The following is a 19,015-nucleotide window of genomic DNA, read 5'->3' as shown; positions in this document are numbered from 1 at the left end:
CATTTGTCACTCCTCGATTAGATTAGAAACCTCTTCTTGAAAATAGTTGCCCGGCTCGGCCGTAATCTGCCGTGTCTTCGGATCGACGGCGGACAGCTTGGCAAGCGAGACGTAATCCTCGACCAAATGCTCCTCGACTTCGCCTGACTCGACGAATACGCCGACGCCTTTGACCGTGGCTTTAAATTCCTGCAGCAAGTCCATCATGCCATGAATCGTTCCGCCCACCCGCATGAAATCGTCGATGATCAGCACCTTGGCTTCTTCCTTGAGCGCCCGTCTGGACAAAGACATCGTCTGGATGCGTTTGTTCGAGCCGGATACGTAGTTGATGCTGACGGCGGAACCTTCTGTCACTTTATTGTCGCGGCGCACGATGACGACCGGCAGGTTCAAATAAGTAGCCGTGGCGTAGGCCAGCGGGATGCCTTTCGTTTCCACCGTCATGACCACATCGATATCGTTCCCCGAAAAGGCGGAAGCGAACATTTTGCCGACTTCATTCAAAATCATCGGCTGCCCCATAATATCGGACATGTACAAATACCCGCCTGGCAGGATGCGTTCGGGCTGCTCCAACTGGCGGCACAACTGGGTGATGAATTGCAATGAATGCGATTTCGATACTTTCGGTATGAACTTGACGCCGCCTGCTGCTCCCGCGAGCGTCTGAAGCTCCCCAAGGCCTTCCTCTTCAAACACTTCTTTAATGATGGCCAAATCTTCGCTGATGGACGATTTGGCGGAATTGTATCGGTCTGCGAATGTCGTCAAAGGAATCAGCGTATGGGGGCGGATCAGCAAGTATTGGGTCATCTCGACCAATCTTGCGCTTCTTTTTAGTTTTTTCATGAGCGTTCCCCCTACACGTCGGATAAAAAGCTATAAATCCGAATAATATATTGTGAATATACCATTTTTATACGTATTTATTCAAGCTGTCCATGCAAAAGATGATGACACAAACGTGACATTCATTGGCTTCTTTACGTAAGCAGCCGGACAGCGAATACATCCTTGCAAAATCCCCGCAGCCCGTTGTAAATGCGCGGAATTTTCGTTTCCTTGGACACGAGGCCGAACACCGTCGGACCGCTGCCCGACATCAACACTCCCTCGGCGCCCAGCTTGATCATCACTTCCTTCAACTGACGCACTTCGGGATACAGGTCCAGCGTCACTTCCTCCAGCACGTTACCCAGCTCGCCGCACAGCAGATCGAACCGCTTCTCGCGAATCGCCCGAAGAACGCCTTCCGTCGACGGATGCTTGCGGATTCCGGCAGCGTTCAGCTTGCCGTATATTTCCGAGGTAGACACATTGATCGGAGGCTTGGCCAAAATGACCCAGCATTGGGGCGGCGACTCGATCGGCTCCAGCTTCTCTCCCCGGCCACGCGCAATGGCCGTCCCTCCCGTTACGCAAAACGGCACGTCCGAGCCAAGCTCGGCTCCAAGCTTCTGCAGCTCGTCCGCTCCGATCCCGAGCCTCCACAGCCGGTTCAAGCCGCGTAGCGTCGCTGCGGCATCGCTGCTTCCTCCGGCCAGGCCCGCGGCGACAGGAATCTTTTTGTCCAAATGAATATATACACCCTGCTTCACGTCGTACCGGTCTTTAATGAGCCGGGCGGCCTGAAAGGCAAGGTTCTTCTCGTCGAGCGGGATGTACCCGGCTTGGCTGGAAATTATGATCGTATCGCGAGGCAGCTCCTGCATCTCGATACGGTCCGCCAAATCGACCATGGTCATCACCATTTCGACCTCATGGTAACCGTCTTCACGCTTATGTAAAACATCCAGCGACAAATTGATTTTTGCCGGCGCTTTCTCAAACACTTTCATGTCGACACCTTCTTTGCACCTGTCTGTCATCCCGTTAATCGAAGGCATGATGCCGTTCATCCTAATACTATACCAAAAGCGCTACAAAAAAAAGCTAAAGCTCCATAACGGGCGCTCTAGCTTGAGGATTCTCCGGAAATGAAGTTCCGCCCTTACGGCGCAAAGGAGTTGTAGCCCGTTTGAACCGGATTTGGGGCAATCGTATAAGCAGGCGGCATTCCGGCGTAAGGCGGTTGACTGTAAGGTGCGTAGGCTTGAGAAACAACCGGCGCCGGCTGGAAGCTGACCGGTTCGCGTACCGGCGCAGCCGCCGATTGCTGATTCGCCAAAGCCTGCTCGGCGATTTGGATTGCGCGCTTGACCATATTGCCCGCATCCTTCGTGCGAATGCCGCCCCAACCTTCCTGCTGGACCGTGTCATAGAAGCCCAAATCTTTAGCCAGCTCGTATTTGAATGATTCCGACATGACGCCCCGACTTCTGCGTCCCATATCGCGTCCCCCCTCATAAAGAATGATGGTATCCGTACGATCTAGTATGCGCCTGTTGCAGTGGAATCATACAGCGCCGCAGTCTTTTCCAAAGGAAAGGATTCCATTAAAAAAACGGCTGACCGCTAGTACGGCCAACCGTTATGTACTTATTGATGTATCGTAATCCGTACTTCACCGTCATCGCCATGCACAGTAACTTCGACGGATTCTGTCAGGATATCTGCGTAGCTGTAAGAAACGCGCTTGAATGCATGCTGTTCCTGATCCAGCTTAACAATAAAAACGGAAGGGTAGGTTTCCTCCAATACACCGGATCGTTCGATTGTCTTACGGCGACCACCATTCGCTTTTAACATAATCTTCTGACCGACATGAGGTTCCAAACTACGTTTGATCTCCAACAGCGCATTTTTTGCCATTGACCACTACCACCTCTTTCCCTAACATTATAACGCAACGACAGTAGTATGTCAATTTAAGCCGAATATTATATCAGCCATACAAACCTGTTGTCAACGGAATTTTTCCTTAATACCATGCGGTATTCCAAAATATTGAGGGTACTCCGTTCACAGTATTGTAAAAAGTTGGTGTGCGAGGCAAAATAAAAAGCACCTTTCGGCGCTTATTTACGATTCGCGTATTCAATTCGGGGAACGCCCCGGCGATAGCTCCCGCGGGATTCGATACCGCCCAGCCCTTCCAACCCGCTATGTGTCAACCCGATAACGTCGACGATATTCACCGTATCCTTAATCGGGGTAAAAGCTACCTTTGCCGCGACGCACAACGGATCGAGCGCGTGAATCAACACGCGGGCCGGCGAACTGGCATAATTGGCCCCGGCCTGCATCAACGCCTCAAAATGCGACTGACACGCTCCGGCGACGATCGTCAGGGCATCGCGGTTTTTTTCGAACTGACGGGCCACGCGAACGGCATTGACGAAATTATGCGAGTTTTTGTAGCTGGTGAGCTGGGTAATATCCCCGTAGGTTCGCTCGCGCTGCTTCAGAAGGCCGTCATGGCCCGTAATCACGACAATATCCGGCTGCAGCTGGGGCAGCAGGCGGTAAAGCGCATCGGCCATATTCGCCTCCCCTACATAGTAGCCGTCCGCCGGAACGCGGAGCTCATTATAGAGGACCATGCATTTGCGCAGATAGTTTGGGTCCCCGTCCAAATGCAGTACTTTGCCGGGCAGTTCAAAGTATGCCGGGCGCGGCTTGGAAGATTCCGCAGGCTGCTCTGTATTTTGCCATCCGTCCGATTGCGCCTGCGGAGCTGCTCCGGCTCCTCCCGATCGTCTCATTGCTTCCAGCCATTTGGGACGCATCGCCCCTACGGTTTCAAGGGGATCGATCTGCGGGGCCATCACCAAGTCCCGAATCGGGGCATCCGCCAGCAATCGAAGTTCCACCCCGCGTAATATGGCCTGCTGCTGCCGGAATTCATGAATTTTGAACACAACGTCTCCGCCATACGATTTCCGAGTGACCAGGTCTCCCTGCTTCATGGCTGCATCGCCTCCTCGACTATCGTATGGCGGATATAGGCAAATGGTGCAGGGACAACCGCCCGCTATCGTTCGGGCCGGCTAGCCATTCCCCTTCAACGCGGCGGCCAAATGCCGGCTCAGCACGCTGTACTCTTCGATCGACAGCGTTTCCCCGCGGCGCGAAGGCTCGATGCCGGCATTTCGGAGAATTCCCTCCAGCTGCCCTTTTGTCTCTTTCGTAAAGTATCTGGCAGCCAGATTGTTATAAATTGTCTTGCGGCGCTGCACGAAGCTGGCTTGAACGACATCGAAGAAAAAGCTTTCGTCCTCTACGTCCACCGGCGGCCGCTCGCGCACCTTCAGCTTAATCACGGCAGAGTCGACGTTCGGCTGCGGGATAAACACGGTATGAGGCACAATGGTGACGACTTCCGGCTCGCAATAATACTGTACGGCGATGCTCAAGCTCCCGTAATCCTTGCCTCCGGGCTTGGCCGCCATCCGGTCGGCCACTTCCTTCTGGATCATCACGACGATATGCTCCAGCGGAAGCTTTTCTTCCAGCAGCCTCATCACGATGGGGGTCGTCACGTAATACGGCAGATTTGCCACGACGCTGACCTTTGAGACGTCGCGAAAATGAGCCTCGAACAGCTCGCGAAGATCGGTCTTCAGTACATCTCCGTGGACGACGGAAACATGGGGATAAGGCTCAAGCGTTTCTTTCAGCATCGGGAGAAGCCGCTGGTCGATCTCGACCGCTACGACCCGTCCGGCCGTCTTGGCCAGCTGTTGGGTGAGCGCGCCGATCCCCGGTCCGATTTCCAAGGCTCCTTTACCCGAGTCAAGCTCGGCGGCGGAGACGATTTTGCTTAAAATGTTTTGATCGATCAAAAAGTTTTGCCCCAGGCTTTTTTTGAGCGTGAAGCCGTACTTCTGTATAAGCTCCTTGGTCCGCTTCGGCGAAGCGATATCCTCGGTTGCTTGTCCGGACGATTGTCCGCGATGTTCTGTCGTCATGAGCCCGCACCCTCTTCTTCATCCAAATGACGCCGCGCCGCCTCGAACTCTTCGCGCGAAATTTGAAACATCCGGCATCGATTGTAAAACTGTTTGCCGTTGCAGTACCCGATCCCAAGCCGTTTACCCATTTCGAGCCGTCTGGAAGCCGCTTCCGGATGAACGATGAGCCCTGCTTCGATCAGGTCTTCCCAAGCAATGGCGGATTCGCCCCTCTTCCCATCGGTCCGCACGTTCGCCAGCGCCTCGCGAATCGCTTCGACGGAGGCGTTCTCCACGCCGATATCCCCACGGCTCGTGGCGGCTTCTTGCGTCAGGAAGGCATGCTTGCAGCCCGGTACTTCTTTGGCGATGATTTTACGGATACGCTCGCCTGCATGGTCCGGGTCCGTAAATACGATGACGCCGCGCCGCTCCTGGGCAAGCCGAATCCGCTTCAATACGTCTTTATTAATGGCGGAGCCGCCCGTCTCGATCGTTTCCGCCTCCACCGCCCGCTTAATGGCGACAGTATCGTCCTTGCCTTCTACAACGATAATTTCCTTAATCATTTCTTTAAGCCGTACCTTCTTTCGCAAACAAGGAAAAAGAAGAGGGACATCGCCGTACCTCTTCTTTTTCCGTTCTATATATGATGAGTCTGCCCAGATTGCGCATCCTTAATCGACCGACGGTTTTTTCGGCCCGATGACATACACCGTGTAGCCCTGTTTCGAACCGAAACGGTTGGCGTAGTCGCTGCTGTCGAAATAAACGTCAATCACATTCCCTTTCACCGCGCTGCCGGTGTCTTCCGCCCGGCGGAAGCCGATTCCTTCGATATATACCCACCAGCCCATCGGGATTACTTTGGGGTCTACGGCAATTGTGCGACCTTCCATTACTTTCGTGCCTGAAGAAGTTACCCCGTATTGCGGATGCTCGCTGCTTTTTCCAGTCGAGTCCTCATCGGCCGAGTACGCGGTAAGCTTCACATTGTTGATCACTTGCTTGTATCCGAATTTGACCCCGTTTTTGGTCAATTGGTCAACGTTCGGAGAAGAAGCGGATAAAATGACAACCGGATTTTTCGTTCCGACAGCTACGATTTTCTTAACGCTTTGCGTTTGTACCTGCTGATCGACGACATTCTCGGCGACGAGCGCCCCGTCCTCAAACAGCTTTTCCTTTTTCTTGAGCAGTACGCCCTCTTGCCCTTCTTGAACAACCTGCTCCTTGCCTTTGAGCAGTTGCGGCTCGTTCTTCTTCACCGTCTCGAACGGGATCGGTTCTTTTACTTCTTCCGTTTCTTTCTTCACGCGAACCACTTTGATCGGCTCGTTGTCCGTGACTTCCGTCGTCAAAGCGGGAGTTACCTTATCGAGCTCGCCGAGCGTGATTTTCAAATCCGCCAGTGCGGTCTCCACCGTTTTTCCTGTCGTATAAACGGTCTTCGTCTCTCCATCTGCTGTCAACTGCAGCGGCTTTGCCTTATCGATCGTAATGCGATCTCCAGACTTCACCGAAGCTTGAAGGGAATGCGACACCCGGTCGTATTCTCCTACAGCGATGCCTTGCTCATCCAGTATGCGCTGTAGAACCCCTTGCCGGGTCTGGAACGTGCGTTCCTGTCCGTCTACAACGACTGATACGCGCTTGGTAGCCGTACCGTGATACATCAGTAAGAACATGAAAGTCATAGCGAATGAAATGAGGGCAATGATCGATATCATACGCAAGTTTTCATGCTTCCATCGCAATGCGAAGGACATGCTGGATGATCGTCTTACATGGGTTTGCTCATGGTTCACAGCGCCCACTTGTTCGGTCCTCCTTAAAGCCCCGCCATCCGAGTGTTATGCATGATTTAATCTGACGCGACTATGGTAAAATGGTTTGATTGCCATTCCAACAATTTTATCTGCTGCCATCAGAACTTACTTGCCTGCGGCGGCCACCTCCTTCAACTTGTGTTGGTTAAACCGGCTCCGGTTAATATCCCAAATGAACGGGAGAACACAAAAAAAGTCAGCGGAGAAGAGGAACCTTCCCGTGACTTTTTCATTTTGGGCAAAATGAAATAAAAGCTCACGACAATCGTTACCTCTCTCTGAACGCTTACGAGGTTAGCTGACGGATTCGGACTTGAGAGTCGCCCTACCCCAGTGCATGTTACCCATGCACGATGAGGATTCACCCCTAAAAAAACACCACAACGGTCAAAGCTGCGCCTTAACTGCCGCGATGCGGTTCCCCCGTTTCCCTTTCGGAAACTCAGCGATGTTGGATTTTGGTAATCGTTATGAAGTTATTATTGAGTTTACGATGGGAAGACCAAAGTTGTAAAGTATACAAACTTCGAAAAAAAGGATGGTTTTGGATCGATTCCAGCCGATTGAAGCTAATTCGATCTCAAAAACCATCTTTCTCTTCACAAGTCGTATGTTTTTATATATTTTTCTTCGATTATCTCGATTCGGAAGAAAATCCGCTCGTCCAAATCTGTGTATTTATTCACGACAAGCCAAAAAGCCGGCTGGCATTCGCTGTGGTGATCTCACACAATTCTTCCAGAGATATCCTTTTGATTTCGGCAGCCGTCTCGGCGACCAGGCGCACATACGAGGACTCGTTTCGCTTGCCCCGATACGGGTGAGGAGCCAGATAAGGCGCATCGGTTTCGATCAATAAACGATCGAGCGGCACCTTCTCAAGCACTTCCTTCGGCTGCTTCGCATTCTTGAACGTGACGGGACCGCCGAACGAAATATAGAAATTCATATCGAGGCACATCTTTGCCGTCTCCCAGCTGCCAGAGTAGCAATGCATGACCCCTCCGACCTCCGCCGCTTTCTCTTCACGAAGCGTCTGCACGACGTCATGATGCGCATCGCGGTTATGGATGACGATCGGCAGGCCGACCTTCCTCGCAAGCTGAATTTGCTGGCGAAATACGCGGTCCTGCACGTCTTTGGGAGACGTATCCCAATAATAATCCAGGCCGATTTCCCCAATGGCGACAACTTTCTCGTGTCCGCACAGCGATTCGATCCATTCGAGATCCTCCGGCGTCATATCCTTCGCATCGGTCGGATGCCAGCCTACGGTCGAATAAATAAAATCGTACTGTTCCGCCAAAGCGATGGAGCTTGGGATCGTCTCGCGGTTAAAACCGACATTAATGATTCGACTGATTCCGTTTGCTCGTGCGCGCTCGATGACCTCTTGTCGATCCTCATCGAACTGCGGCGCATTCAAGTGAGCGTGTGTATCGGTTATCATCTTTTTCTCCTTATATTATGTTCTGGTTGTAAGAGCAGGTGATGACAGTTAAAGATCGAGCAGTTTTCGAAGATTTTTGTCCAATTTGTCGGCATGGTTCAAAAGCAGCTCCCGTGGGTAATACAAATGGTATTTTCCCATATGAATGCCGCTGATGGAGCGGACAATTTCCGACTTCCGCGATATTTCCGTCAGGGTATCCCGGGAGTCAAGCAGCAGAATAGGCAGCTTCTCATCCTGTTCGCCCGGCCTGTACACATCATACGATAGATCGGAAGGAAAATCGATGTCCAGATAATAATCCGGATCGATGCCGAAGCTGCGCATTTGATCCCGCAGCCGCTCGATCTGCCGGGCGTCGATTTTCTCGAGCGTCACATACTTGAGCAGCCGCCGCTGCAGGAACCGGGTGCATAGGTCGGAAAGCACCGGGTCCTCTTCGAAGGACCATTGCATCAGCACCGTCTGCATGAACGCCTCGTCCATTAAAAAATGGTCGTGTACCGTCATTTTTTGCCGGAACAGGTTCGGTAGCGGATGTAATAAGAAACGGAAGGCAAAGCCTTCCTCATGAAGGTGCTTCGCTCTTTGAAAAATGTTGTGAAGCAATACTTCGGCGCTGCGGGTCACCGGATGAAAGTAGACCTGCCAATACATTTGGTACCGGGACATCAAGTAATCCTCTACCGCATGCATGCCGCTTTCCTTCACAACAATATGACCCTGATACGGGCGCATGACGCGCAGGATGCGTTCCAAATCGAATGTGCCATAATTCACTCCGGTGAAATAGGCGTCCCGCAGCAGGTAATCCATCCGATCGGCATCGAGCTGGCTCGATACGAGGCTGACGACGATTTCCTGGTTGTACGTTTTAGCGATCACGCCGGCCACCTGCTGTGGAAACGTAGGCGATACGCGCCGCAATACCTGGTTCACTTCCGTGTCTCCGAGAACGATACGGCATGACCATTCTTCGTGGTGCGTCCCGAACGTTTTCTCAATCGAATGAGAGAACGGGCCGTGCCCGACATCATGCAGCAGCGAGGCGCAGAGGCACAGAAGCCGTTCCTCTCGCGGCCAGTCCTCGTACTTATTGCGTTCGAACTGCGAGATGATTTTGCGGGTCACCTCGTAAACGCCGAGGGAATGGGAGAACCGGCTATGTTCTGCACCGTGGAACGTCAAAAAGCAGGTGCCGAGCTGGCGAATTCGTCTAAGGCGTTGAAACTCCTTGGTGTTGATCAGGTCCCAAATCGTTTGGTCTTGGACGTAGATGTATTTGTGCACGGGATCCTTGAATACTTTCTCTTCTTGAAGGGGAGTGGTCATGAACATCCTCCTATCGGCTCCGGCTATTTATTCGACAATACTCTCGTAAAAAGAAGATAGAATTTGTCGAAACATGTCGAATTTGAGCTTCCATAATTGTGTTTTCTTTTTTTATCTATACTTCAATGATCTGGTGACAAACCCTTTCTTAGTGCGGTGTGTCTTATAAAAATCAACGATTTTCTCGTTTTGAAACGTTTGTTTTCATTGAATTTTGCATAACCCCCCTCGTATGCCATAAAATAACAAGGAAAACTCATATTTTTTGGTTGACTATTTTGGGAATGGTTGGTATCATATGTGTAAAGAAATGTCGAAACATGACGATTAATCTTTTGAAACACTATACTTCATTATGTAACTTCTTAGAGAGGGGAATTTTTTATGATGAAATCCACCGGTATTGTTAGAAAAGTAGATGAATTGGGTCGGGTGGTTATTCCGATCGAATTGCGCCGTACTTTAGGCATTGGCGAAAAAGACGCTTTGGAAATTTACGTTGATGGCGAGCGCATCATGTTGAAGAAATATGAGCCAGCCTGTATCTTTTGCGGCAATGCTGAGAATGTTTCCTACTTCAAAGGAAAAATTGTTTGCCATGAATGCTTATCTGAAATGCCAATACCTGTGACAAAATAAAAAAAATAGGTTATAATAGAGATAGCACAATTAACTTTGGTAATTCTAACCTTTTTCATATCTCCTCTATATCCCTGATTCGTGGTTGTCCGAATCGGGGATTTTTTTTATGCGATGGCTTCCCATCCCCCTAAATCCCCCTTCCTAAGGGGGACCCCAGGGGCCGCGCCCCTGAACCCCGCAGGCGCTTCGACGCAGCTTGGGTGCGAGGAGCGCGTCTGTCTTCATGCGAACCCTGCGGGTCCGGCATGAAGACACGCTCTACGGCAGCGCTCTTACGAAGCGGTGCATGCGCACACGTCGGCGCTTGATTCTTCATGCTTGCTAAGGCCCGCATCGAGGCAAGCCTCGACAGCTTTTGTTCGAGCAAAGCCGAGGCGCACTCGACAACTCGTGCGCCGGAGAGCTCGCTGCAAGCAGCATCGCGCAAGGGCGTTAGTTACTTTGAAAGACGACCGACTCCATTGCCACAACCAGCTAACCGTTCATTATAACGCGCACGGACACTGAACTGCTCTCAGGACGCCTACGTTTCCTTCTCAGCGATTCGCGCAACGCATATAAGTCTTATTACCCGATTTCGCCTTGGGCCTAACATCTTGTCTCTTCTATTATATAGGAGGCGTGGTCGTTGTAAACTATTTCCTATCAGCCTCCTTGGTGAAGAAGGTTATACAGCTCGCGCTTCGGGACGCCGCGGTCTTGGGCGGCGCGGCGCAATGCCTCCTTATGGTCGAGGCCGTCGGCCTCGTAGCGGGCGACATGCTCCGCAGGGGTTAAAGCGGCCCACCATTGGGCTTCGCCCGATGCCTCGGCCTCTTCCGGGCTGACGCCGCGGAGGATGAGCACATACTCGCCCTGAGGCGGATGCTCGTTCAGATGGTCCAAGCATTCGCGGATCGTGCCGCGGACGGCTTCCTCGTATTTCTTGGTCAGCTCGCGGACCAAGCAGATTTCCCGGGTCTCGCCGATGGTTTCGGCCATAATCGTTAGGGTCTTCACCAGACGGTGGGGGGACTCGTAGCAGATTACCGTGCCCGGCTCCCGCTTCAGGGCGGCAAGCTCCCGCTCCAGGGGCTTCTTGTCGCGCGGCAGGAAGCCGACGAAGGTGAACCGCTCAGTCGGCAGACCCGACATGATCAGCCCGGACAGCGCGGCGTTCGCCCCGGGAATGGGGATGACGGGGATATCCGCTTCGATGGCGAGGCGGACCAGATCCGCGCCCGGATCGCAAATCGCAGGCAAGCCGGCATCGCTGACGAGCGCGATGGAGTCACCTTCCTGCATGAGACGGATCAGCTCGGGACCGCTGGCTTGTTTATTGTGCTCGTGGTAGCTGACAAGCCGGGTCGAAATGTCGAAATGCGTGAGCAGCTTGCGCGTTTGCCGGGTATCCTCGGCCGCAATCCACTGCACTTCGCCAAGCACCCGAACGGCGCGGTAGGTCATGTCCTCCAGATTGCCGATCGGAGTACCTACCAGATAAAGACTGCCTTGACGGCGGCTTTCATTCGCATAGCTTTTTTGAATGTTCACGGACATCGATTCCTTCTATAATGAAGTATTGGACGGATCGGCGAGCGCAGCGCGGCGGCCGTAATAGACCTCCATCAGCTCATCCGTATATTCCGTCTCATTCTTATAAACAATCAGCGGCGGAAGCATGCGAACCTCCGGTTTTCCGTCGCGAAGCGCTTCGATAAGCACCATATTCGCTTCGGCATCGGCCCGGGGATGAACGAACCGGATGCGTTTCGGCTCGAGCCGGTACTGTCGCATCGTGCAGCAAATATCGACCAAGCGGCTCGGCCGGTGCACCATGGCGACTTTGCCACCGCTGCGCACCAACCGGCTACTCACTCGTACTACATCGTCCAGCGTGCAGAACAGCTCGTGCCGGGCGGCAGCTACGTGCTCATTCACGTTCTGATCCCCATTCGGAACAGGCAAATACGGAGGATTGACCGTTACCAAATCAAAGGCGCCGTTCCCCAGCTCGGCAGGGGATTGACGCAAATCGCCGTGCTGGATAGCGATTCGTTCCTCCAGCCCGTTCAGCTGCACGTTCCGCTGGGCCATATCCGCCAATCTGGCTTGAATTTCTACGCCCGTAATGTGCGCTTTCGTCCGGGTGGTCAGCAGCAGCGGAATGACGCCGTTGCCGGAGCACAGATCGACGATGCGCCCTCTCGGCGGAACCGAGCAAAAACGCGCAATCAGCACCGCATCCATCGAAAAGCTGAATACTTCGTCACTCTGAATAATTTTTAAATCGTGCGTAAGCAAATCGTCGATTCGCTCCCGCTCATAGATCGGGACTCGTTCCAAGCGTATTCCTCTCTCTGCCGATTATTATGTACCTATCTAAACTCTTCAAAAAAAACCGTAGAAGAGTCATTCTCCTCTACGGCGCATCGTTATTTATTCAAAAATGACATGCAGAACAAGCAGTCGCCTTCCGTACGCAAATGCCCATAATAGACATTGCAAATGTGAAAGCCTTCGTGATAGATGCGTGCCAAATTGTCGTAGCCCTCACCGGTCGGTTCTTTCATCGAAACAGGGACGCTCGCACCGGCTGCTTGAAGTAAAGGCAGCATCGGTTCGGCATCTTTCTTCAGCAGCTTGCGCAGCTGCTGATTCTCGATACCCAGACGCTTGTTCTCCTCCAGCAGCTCGATAATCTGCCGCTTGAGATCGCCAAGCTCGGCATAGAGCGTGCCCATCTGTTCTTCCATTTGATCGATTTGTACGAATATATCCCTTTTATCCACGCTTTTCTCTCACCTCAAGCTGCAGAAGCAGCGACTGGCTTTTTACTGCTGCTCCACGACATCATCCAAAGGAAGATCCATCACTTTTTTCATATCGAAAATTTGCACCTTCGCCGTACGCTCCCCGACATTCAGCGACACCACGCGTCCGTTGCCGAGCGACGTAATGACTTCGCTGCCTACGCGGGGAAGATCGTCCTTGGCGCTTTCGTAATTATCATGCTCATATTTGAGGCAGCACATTAATCGTCCGCACAAGCCGGAAATTTTCGTCGGATTGAGCGACAGGTTCTGGTCCTTGGCCATCTTGATCGAAACCGGCTCGAAATCCCCCAGAAAGGAAGAACAGCACAGGATACGTCCGCAAGGCCCGATGCCTCCAAGCATCTTGGCTTCGTCCCGTACGCCGATTTGGCGAAGCTCGATCCGCGTCCGGAAAATGCTGGCCAGATCCTTGACCAATTCCCGGAAATCGACCCGGCCTTCGGCCGTAAAATAAAAGATGATTTTGTTCCGGTCAAATGTATACTCAACGTCGACCAGCTTCATGCGCAACTGGTGATCCTTAATCTTATCCTGACAAATAGCAAACGCATTTTTGGCCGCTTGCTTGTTATCTTCAACAAGCTGTGCATCCTGTTGGTCCGCAATGCGGATGACCCTCTTCAGCGGAAGCACAACATCCGATTCGCCTACCGTTCTTCGGCCAATCACTACCCGGCCGTACTCGACTCCGCGCGCCGTTTCGACAATGACGGCACTGTCTTGATCTATCGGCAGATCGCTCGGATCGAAGTAATACACTTTGCCCGCCTTCTTGAAGCGGACGCCTACCACGGAGAACAATCTTACACCCCCTTAAGCCGCATTAATATATGTTCCAGCGCGAGCTGGGGATTGGCATGGGAACGCAATCGTTTCTGCGTCTCCACCGCCTGCTCAAGGCAGGCGATCCAGTGCTCCATCGAATAAGATAACGCTTGCTGCGACATCCAGTCCAGTTGATCCGTGTAGACCAATTCTTCGCGGCTGCCGAGCTTGAGCTGCACCATATCCTTGAGCCACAAAATCAGCATATCCATGAAGCGCGGCAATTGTTCGGAAAACTCGCCCTTTGCCAGCTTCTGCTGAGCGGTCAGCATCGCAGATGGCAATCGGGACAAACTCTCCCTAGCTAATTGTATCACCAAATTTCGGAGTTCTGCAAACCCATTTCCTTGAATCAACTCGCGCGCCGCCTCCGGTCCTGCGGCCAAATTCACCGCCGCTTGAACGAGAACGGGCGGATGTCCTTCCTGCAGAAGGAGCTCCTTCATGCTGCTTCGTCCCATTGGCAAAAAAGGAATCCATTGGGAGCGCGACCGGATCGTCGGCAGCAGGGCTTGTCCGTTATCCGTAATCAGAACCGCTACGACCTGCGAGGTCGGTTCCTCCAAAAATTTCAGCAGACTGTTCGCCGCCTGTACGGTCAGCTTATCGGCATCCTCCAATACATACATTTTAATGTTAGAGGCCGAGGCGCGATAAGCAAACTGCTTTTGCAGCTCGCGAATCTGGTCGATTTTGATGGAGGCGCCGTCCGGTGTGATCCAATGCAGATCAGGATGGTTTCCATGCTCTACCTTGCGGCAATCCAGACATTCCCCGCAGGCATCGTCCGGCAGCACCTTGCAATAGATCGCTTGGGCGAACGCCCGGGCCATTGCTCTCCGTCCGGTCCCGGGCGCCCCCGTAAATATATACGCGTGCGAAACTTTGTCGGTCCGAAGGCTGTTTTGCAGCATTCGTTTGACTCGCTCCTGCCCTGTAATCGATTGAAAAGACATGACGGTCTGCATTTCCTTTCCAGATCGGCTGCTTCGCTAAAAAAATAAATTAATCAGCATTCCGCGAATTTCACCGATTTTTTGCAGCAGCTCGATACGTCCTTGTTCGCTTTCCACCAGCTCGTCCGCCAGGCCGAGCAGTTCGGCATCGATTTCCTCCAGCAGCTTGTACCGTTTCGTCCGGCCTCTGCGGTCCCACCCCCGCGTATCGCGAAGCTGAACTCCCCGCCGAGCCGTCTCTTCCAAAAACTGCTTCACGAGCAGCTTATACTGCCGAAGCTCGCGTACGGTCATCGACTTGGCCAGCCGTTGACCTTGCAGGTCAATTTGCTGCAGGATGCGCTGAAGTTGTTCCCGGGTTGCTCTTTCTTCCTGCTGCTGCATCGTATCGGAGAACGACATTTTTTGAAGCTGCTGGGATGACGTATTTTCGCTGCGGACGACTTCATTGCCGAAAGGGCGCCAACCCGGGTTGATTTTCACTCGGCTCGACCTCGTTTCTAGAAATGTTCGAACCGCTCGACCGGAAGCACGAATACCGCCGCCCCGCCAACCTGAACTTCGACAGGGAAAGGAATATACGAATCCGTCGTTCCCCCCATCGGGGATACCGGGGTGACCATTTGCTCTCTGATTTTGCAGTTCGCTTTAATGACTTGCAGCGCTTCGTTGACACGCTCATCTTCCGTACCGATCATAAATGTCGTGTTTCCGGCGCGTAGGAATCCTCCCGTGCTCGCCAGCTTGGTTGCGCGAAAGCCCTCTTTGATCAGTGCGTTCGACAGACGGTTGCTGTCCTTATCCTGCACAACGGCGATAACTAACTTCATGCATCCAGCCTCCTTTGCCAAAGGAATATTATCCGTCTTCCTACCTTAAATAATTAGACAAGCGCTTGAAAAATTCCTTCATTTATATATAAACATCTATAGAAGGAATATATCTATTATATCATACTCGCTTGGGAAGCTTTTGGTTCAGCATTTGCCCAATATCTTCGAGCACCTTGTCTAGCTCCCGCTCCGCATCCACTCGCACGACACGCTCCGGAAATCGGCTGAGTACTTGCAAGTAGCCTTCCCGCACTTTGTTGTGAAACGTCATCGACTCCAGGTCCAGGCGGTTCACTTCCCGTCCCTGATCGGCGCGAATCCGGGCCAGCCCGATCTCCGGACGAACGTCCATGAACACCGTCAAATCCGGCATCCAATCCCCGATCGCAAACCGGTTAATGGCAAACACCTCGTCCATCCCGAGCTCGCGCGCATACCCTTGATACGCCAAGCTGCTGTCGATAAAACGATCGCATACGACGACCTTGCCGGCTTCCAGCGCAGGAATCACTTTCTCCGCCAAATGCTGCCGTCTCGCCGCCGCATACAATAGCGCTTCCGTACGCGGGTCCATCGCCGTATTGTTCCGGTCGAGAACGACCGAGCGAATCTGCTCGGCAATCGGAATGCCCCCGGGCTCACGCGTGGATAACACGTCGTACCCCCGCGCTTTTACTTGCTCTAGGATGGCATCAATCGCAGATGTTTTGCCTGCGCCCTCTCCGCCCTCTACCGTTATAAAAAAGCCCCGTTTCACATGCATGTCTCCTGTCCTGTAATGACTCGGATAGCGGTTGCAATCCGTTTCTCCGCTTTATAGCAAGCTTCTTCTCTTGATGCCGTGCGAACAAACCGCCGCCTATTCAAAACTATTCGTGTATGCATCTATGCCGTTAAGGAATTGCCTACCGCGTTTCCATTACCGGAACGGTACCGCTGGCGGTTACGTCATGCCCGTGAAACCGCGATCCCAAGGCGGCCAGCCGCGTTAAATGCGCCACCGTCCGTTCAGTAATCCGCTCTCCCGGATAAAGGACCGGAATGCCGGGAGGGTACGGCACGATCATTTCGGCAGCGATGCGGCCAGCGCATTCGCCTACGGGGAGCATCACCTTCGTCTCCGTCCCTTCGTGGATCGCTTCCCAATCGAACGTTACCGGCTCGGATATCCGCTGCGCCGCGGCTTCCATCTCCCCTAATCCCGGCTTCGTCCCGCTGCCTTCGTCCTGGGTTTCTTCGTCTATCCGCACCAGCACTTTAATAAGCCGCTGTGCCGCTTCTTCGGTGCTCGCCAAGCTGAACGCAAGCAAAACATGCATCGGGTCTGCCAGCTCCGGGAAACAGCCCTGCTGCTCCAGACGCTCCTTTAACGCAAAGCCGTCGAGACGGCCCGACACGTCGTACAATGCCACCTTAAAAGGGTCCTGACGACACCCGATCTGAAGCATGCGTTCCGTCAAACCTCTTGCTTGCCACCGGCTATGTCCGCTTAGATGGGCCATTACCCTCCGAACAGCCGATAAGCCTCGGTCTATCCGCTCCCTGCCGTCTTCCTGCAGCATTCGTCGGCTGAGGTCCAGGCTGGCCATAATCGGGTAAGAAGGGCTTGAGCTTTGCACCATAGCGAGCGCCTTTCGAACAACGCCGCGGCGAATTCGCGGGCCCTGTACGTGCAGCATCGCGCCCATCGTCATAGCCGTCAACATTTTGTGAGTGGATTGCACGACCGCATCCGCCCCACAGCTTAAGGCCGAGGCAGGCACATCAGGATGGAAGCCGAAATGAGCCCCGTGCGCCTCATCCACCAGCAACACCTTCCCGCGGTCATGCAAAAGGCCGGATAATGCCTTCAAATCGCTTGTAATCCCGTAATAGCTTGGATTGGTCACAAGCAGCCCCTTGGCCTCAGGATAGCGATCCAGCGCCTGCACGACATCCTCTGCAGCCACACCCATGCTCAGTCCGCTCTCCGGGTCCCATAGCGGGGAAATAAATACTGCCTGCGCACCCGCGAGCATCAGTCCGTGAATAACGGATTTGTGCGCATCCCGCTGTACCAGCAGCAGATCCCCGCGGCGGCAGGTTGCCAGTATCATCGCCAAATTTCCTGCCGTACTCCCGTTCACCAGAAAAAAAGTTTCATCCGCCCCAAAGCACGCCGCAGCTAAGGCCTGGGCCTCCTTAATCGCTTCTTCCGGATGATGAAGATCATCCAGTCCCGCGATCTCCGTCCTATCAAGTAATAAGATCTGCCGGTAGTCTGACTCCGCTTCGGCATATCCTTGCGCTCCCGACTTATGACCGGGCACATGAAAGCTGAGCGCGCCCGATTCCCGGTGTGCCGCCAATGCTTCGTACAGCGGCGCTCTATGCTGTGACACCTTGTTTCCTCATTTCAAAAAACAATTTTAGCAGTATTGTACCAAACAAAAAAGCCCGCTTCCATCCCTAGCCGAGATAAAACGGAGCTTGCTTCCTTTTGTTCTTGTCGTTCAAGCATTCTTTTTATATAAAATTTGCTTCATCTGGTGTATGAAAAAAGGGTACTTGGCGTCGTTGACTTCCGTATGGACCATTTCATTCTCGCAATCCTCGCATATGAATTCGGATATGATTAGGATACCGTTCTCTTTGGTTTGCCCGCAAATAATGCAGGATGGCGTGAAATCGTGCTGCAGCTCTTCGCTCATGTTCGATTCACCTCTACTCTTCTTTTCTAGCAGTATGCCCAATTCTCTTAAAACCCAAACCTTTCCGCGATATTTTTGTTGAAAATCCATGTTAGCCCGTGACAAACTCAACATTTTCCTGTACCCTACCGATATATGTAGTAAATTTTCATTTTGTTCATCAAGTGAGGATTGGGACTTATTATGCCAAGAGATCGAACATTGTCCAAAGAATCGACCATCTATACATACCGGCTGCTTAAACGGGTACATTACAAGGCGATTTTCTTTCAAGTATATTGGATTTTGACGGGTTGCGCCTTTCTGGGGGCCACTATTGCGATTTCTTTTTTGTCGGTGCCGGTCGGGTTAATCGGTGTTCCAGTCGGAGTGATGGGTCTTCCGCTTGTCCAAACGCTTCTGCTTCGCCTCCTGCTCCGAACAAAAGTAAAGCATGCTCCTCAATCCTGGAGCTGGTCCTATCAGTTGCCTTGGTTCGGCTATGCGCCCGGTACAGACACGTATATCGCCATGACCAAAGTACGCCGGCTCCATTTCCATGTGCTATGGATCGTCTTGGTCTTGCTGGGATGCCTCTATCCGTGGCTCCCGCCATCGCTGTTCGGCTTTCTGATATTCACTCATCTCTGGCTTCTACTTCCGCGCCTGATCATCATTTTCCTTCTTCGCAAGCACAGTTCATCCGGCTATTTAAAAATAAATGAGAACGACTCGTCCTGCTACGCACAGTAGGACGAGTTTTTGCATGAGCGTATAAATACGAAAAACCCTTGCATCTCCAAGTTGGATCGCAAGGGTCTTATTATT

General features: G+C 52.6%; 21 protein-coding genes, 1 pseudogene and 1 riboswitch. Of the genes and pseudogenes, 2 read left to right on the top strand and 20 right to left on the bottom strand.

The window, feature by feature from the left end:
• Nucleotides 1-6: 6 nt before the first annotated feature.
• From purR to PEL01S_RS30970, 10 genes and pseudogenes are all read right to left on the bottom strand, one after another.
• Nucleotides 7-852 carry a pur operon repressor gene (purR, locus tag PEL01S_RS31015; RefSeq protein WP_025846823.1) on the bottom strand — a complete coding sequence of 282 codons (846 nt, stop codon included), beginning with the start codon at nucleotides 850-852 and terminating at the stop codon, nucleotides 7-9.
• Between the two features lie 134 nt (nucleotides 853-986).
• A complete protein-coding gene (ispE, locus tag PEL01S_RS31010; RefSeq protein ID WP_063186851.1) occupies nucleotides 987-1,841 on the bottom strand; it encodes a 4-(cytidine 5'-diphospho)-2-C-methyl-D-erythritol kinase in 855 nt (284 codons plus the stop codon).
• A 317-nt stretch (nucleotides 1,842-2,158) separates the two neighbouring features.
• Nucleotides 2,159-2,332 (bottom strand): annotated as a pseudogene (locus tag PEL01S_RS31005) (small, acid-soluble spore protein, alpha/beta type); the annotation flags it as partial.
• Between the two features lie 149 nt (nucleotides 2,333-2,481).
• Nucleotides 2,482-2,754, bottom strand: a complete 273-nt coding sequence (gene veg, locus PEL01S_RS31000) for a biofilm formation stimulator Veg (protein WP_010501694.1) — start codon at nucleotides 2,752-2,754, stop codon at nucleotides 2,482-2,484.
• 206 nt (nucleotides 2,755-2,960) lie between these two features.
• Nucleotides 2,961-3,851: a sporulation peptidase YabG gene (gene yabG / locus PEL01S_RS30995; RefSeq protein ID WP_063186794.1), complete on the bottom strand. Its 891-nt coding sequence runs from the start codon at nucleotides 3,849-3,851 to the stop codon at nucleotides 2,961-2,963.
• Nucleotides 3,852-3,932: 81 nt separating this feature from the next.
• Nucleotides 3,933-4,853, bottom strand: a complete 921-nt coding sequence (rsmA, locus tag PEL01S_RS30990) for a 16S rRNA (adenine(1518)-N(6)/adenine(1519)-N(6))-dimethyltransferase RsmA (RefSeq protein ID WP_127462973.1) — start codon at nucleotides 4,851-4,853, stop codon at nucleotides 3,933-3,935.
• On the bottom strand, nucleotides 4,850-5,404 hold the full coding sequence (rnmV, locus tag PEL01S_RS30985) for a ribonuclease M5 (protein WP_063186790.1): 555 nt from the start codon (nucleotides 5,402-5,404) through the stop codon (nucleotides 4,850-4,852). The genes rsmA and rnmV overlap by 4 nt, the downstream gene beginning before the upstream one ends.
• A gap of 108 nt (nucleotides 5,405-5,512) precedes the next feature.
• On the bottom strand, nucleotides 5,513-6,652 hold the full coding sequence (locus tag PEL01S_RS30980) for a resuscitation-promoting factor (protein ID WP_127462972.1): 1,140 nt from the start codon (nucleotides 6,650-6,652) through the stop codon (nucleotides 5,513-5,515).
• A 279-nt stretch (nucleotides 6,653-6,931) separates the two neighbouring features.
• Nucleotides 6,932-7,122: riboswitch (cyclic di-AMP (ydaO/yuaA leader) on the bottom strand.
• Between the two features lie 224 nt (nucleotides 7,123-7,346).
• A complete protein-coding gene (locus PEL01S_RS30975; RefSeq protein WP_127462971.1) occupies nucleotides 7,347-8,114 on the bottom strand; it encodes a TatD family hydrolase in 768 nt (255 codons plus the stop codon).
• 48 nt (nucleotides 8,115-8,162) lie between these two features.
• Nucleotides 8,163-9,446: an HD domain-containing protein gene (locus PEL01S_RS30970; RefSeq protein WP_127462970.1), complete on the bottom strand. Its 1,284-nt coding sequence runs from the start codon at nucleotides 9,444-9,446 to the stop codon at nucleotides 8,163-8,165.
• A gap of 384 nt (nucleotides 9,447-9,830) precedes the next feature.
• Here PEL01S_RS30970 and PEL01S_RS30965 point away from each other — a divergent pair, with 384 nt between their 5' ends.
• The gene (locus PEL01S_RS30965) at nucleotides 9,831-10,085 is read left to right on the top strand and encodes an AbrB/MazE/SpoVT family DNA-binding domain-containing protein (protein ID WP_010501678.1); all 255 of its coding nucleotides are present in this window, start codon (nucleotides 9,831-9,833) and stop codon (nucleotides 10,083-10,085) included.
• Nucleotides 10,086-10,733: 648 nt separating this feature from the next.
• Here PEL01S_RS30965 and rsmI read toward each other — a convergent pair.
• The 10 genes from rsmI to PEL01S_RS30915 form a co-directional block, all read right to left on the bottom strand.
• Nucleotides 10,734-11,627 carry a 16S rRNA (cytidine(1402)-2'-O)-methyltransferase gene (rsmI, locus tag PEL01S_RS30960; protein WP_174807035.1) on the bottom strand — a complete coding sequence of 298 codons (894 nt, stop codon included), beginning with the start codon at nucleotides 11,625-11,627 and terminating at the stop codon, nucleotides 10,734-10,736.
• A 9-nt stretch (nucleotides 11,628-11,636) separates the two neighbouring features.
• Nucleotides 11,637-12,413 carry a tRNA1(Val) (adenine(37)-N6)-methyltransferase gene (locus tag PEL01S_RS30955; protein WP_063186781.1) on the bottom strand — a complete coding sequence of 259 codons (777 nt, stop codon included), beginning with the start codon at nucleotides 12,411-12,413 and terminating at the stop codon, nucleotides 11,637-11,639.
• 89 nt (nucleotides 12,414-12,502) lie between these two features.
• Entirely contained in the window at nucleotides 12,503-12,859 is a 357-nt protein-coding gene (yabA, locus tag PEL01S_RS30950) for a DNA replication initiation control protein YabA (protein WP_108529762.1), read from the bottom strand.
• A gap of 42 nt (nucleotides 12,860-12,901) precedes the next feature.
• A complete protein-coding gene (locus PEL01S_RS30945; protein WP_063186779.1) occupies nucleotides 12,902-13,705 on the bottom strand; it encodes a PSP1 domain-containing protein in 804 nt (267 codons plus the stop codon).
• A 2-nt stretch (nucleotides 13,706-13,707) separates the two neighbouring features.
• A complete protein-coding gene (holB, locus tag PEL01S_RS30940) occupies nucleotides 13,708-14,685 on the bottom strand; it encodes a DNA polymerase III subunit delta' (protein ID WP_127462968.1) in 978 nt (325 codons plus the stop codon).
• Between the two features lie 36 nt (nucleotides 14,686-14,721).
• Nucleotides 14,722-15,168: a YaaR family protein gene (locus tag PEL01S_RS30935; protein ID WP_010501663.1), complete on the bottom strand. Its 447-nt coding sequence runs from the start codon at nucleotides 15,166-15,168 to the stop codon at nucleotides 14,722-14,724.
• A 17-nt stretch (nucleotides 15,169-15,185) separates the two neighbouring features.
• The gene (gene darA, locus PEL01S_RS30930) at nucleotides 15,186-15,515 is read right to left on the bottom strand and encodes a cyclic di-AMP receptor DarA (protein ID WP_010501661.1); all 330 of its coding nucleotides are present in this window, start codon (nucleotides 15,513-15,515) and stop codon (nucleotides 15,186-15,188) included.
• Nucleotides 15,516-15,636: 121 nt separating this feature from the next.
• Nucleotides 15,637-16,281 (bottom strand): dTMP kinase, encoded by a 645-nt coding sequence (gene tmk / locus PEL01S_RS30925; protein ID WP_127462967.1) that lies wholly within the window; start codon nucleotides 16,279-16,281, stop codon nucleotides 15,637-15,639.
• Nucleotides 16,282-16,423: 142 nt separating this feature from the next.
• Entirely contained in the window at nucleotides 16,424-17,899 is a 1,476-nt protein-coding gene (locus PEL01S_RS30920; protein ID WP_127462966.1) for an aminotransferase class I/II-fold pyridoxal phosphate-dependent enzyme, read from the bottom strand.
• A 111-nt stretch (nucleotides 17,900-18,010) separates the two neighbouring features.
• Nucleotides 18,011-18,208, bottom strand: coding sequence for a sigma factor G inhibitor Gin (locus tag PEL01S_RS30915; RefSeq protein WP_010501655.1), 198 nt, complete (start codon nucleotides 18,206-18,208; stop codon nucleotides 18,011-18,013).
• A 183-nt stretch (nucleotides 18,209-18,391) separates the two neighbouring features.
• On the opposite strand from PEL01S_RS30915, the gene PEL01S_RS30910 reads away from it, so the two are divergent.
• Nucleotides 18,392-18,940, top strand: coding sequence for a hypothetical protein (locus tag PEL01S_RS30910; protein ID WP_127462965.1), 549 nt, complete (start codon nucleotides 18,392-18,394; stop codon nucleotides 18,938-18,940).
• Nucleotides 18,941-19,015 lie beyond the last annotated feature (75 nt).

The organism is Paenibacillus elgii NBRC 100335, assembly GCF_004000865.1.
Taxonomy (GTDB): domain Bacteria; phylum Bacillota; class Bacilli; order Paenibacillales; family NBRC-103111; genus Paenibacillus_G; species Paenibacillus_G elgii.
Note: the sequence above shows the minus strand (reverse complement) of the source record. Positions and strands in the feature narration are given on the sequence as shown.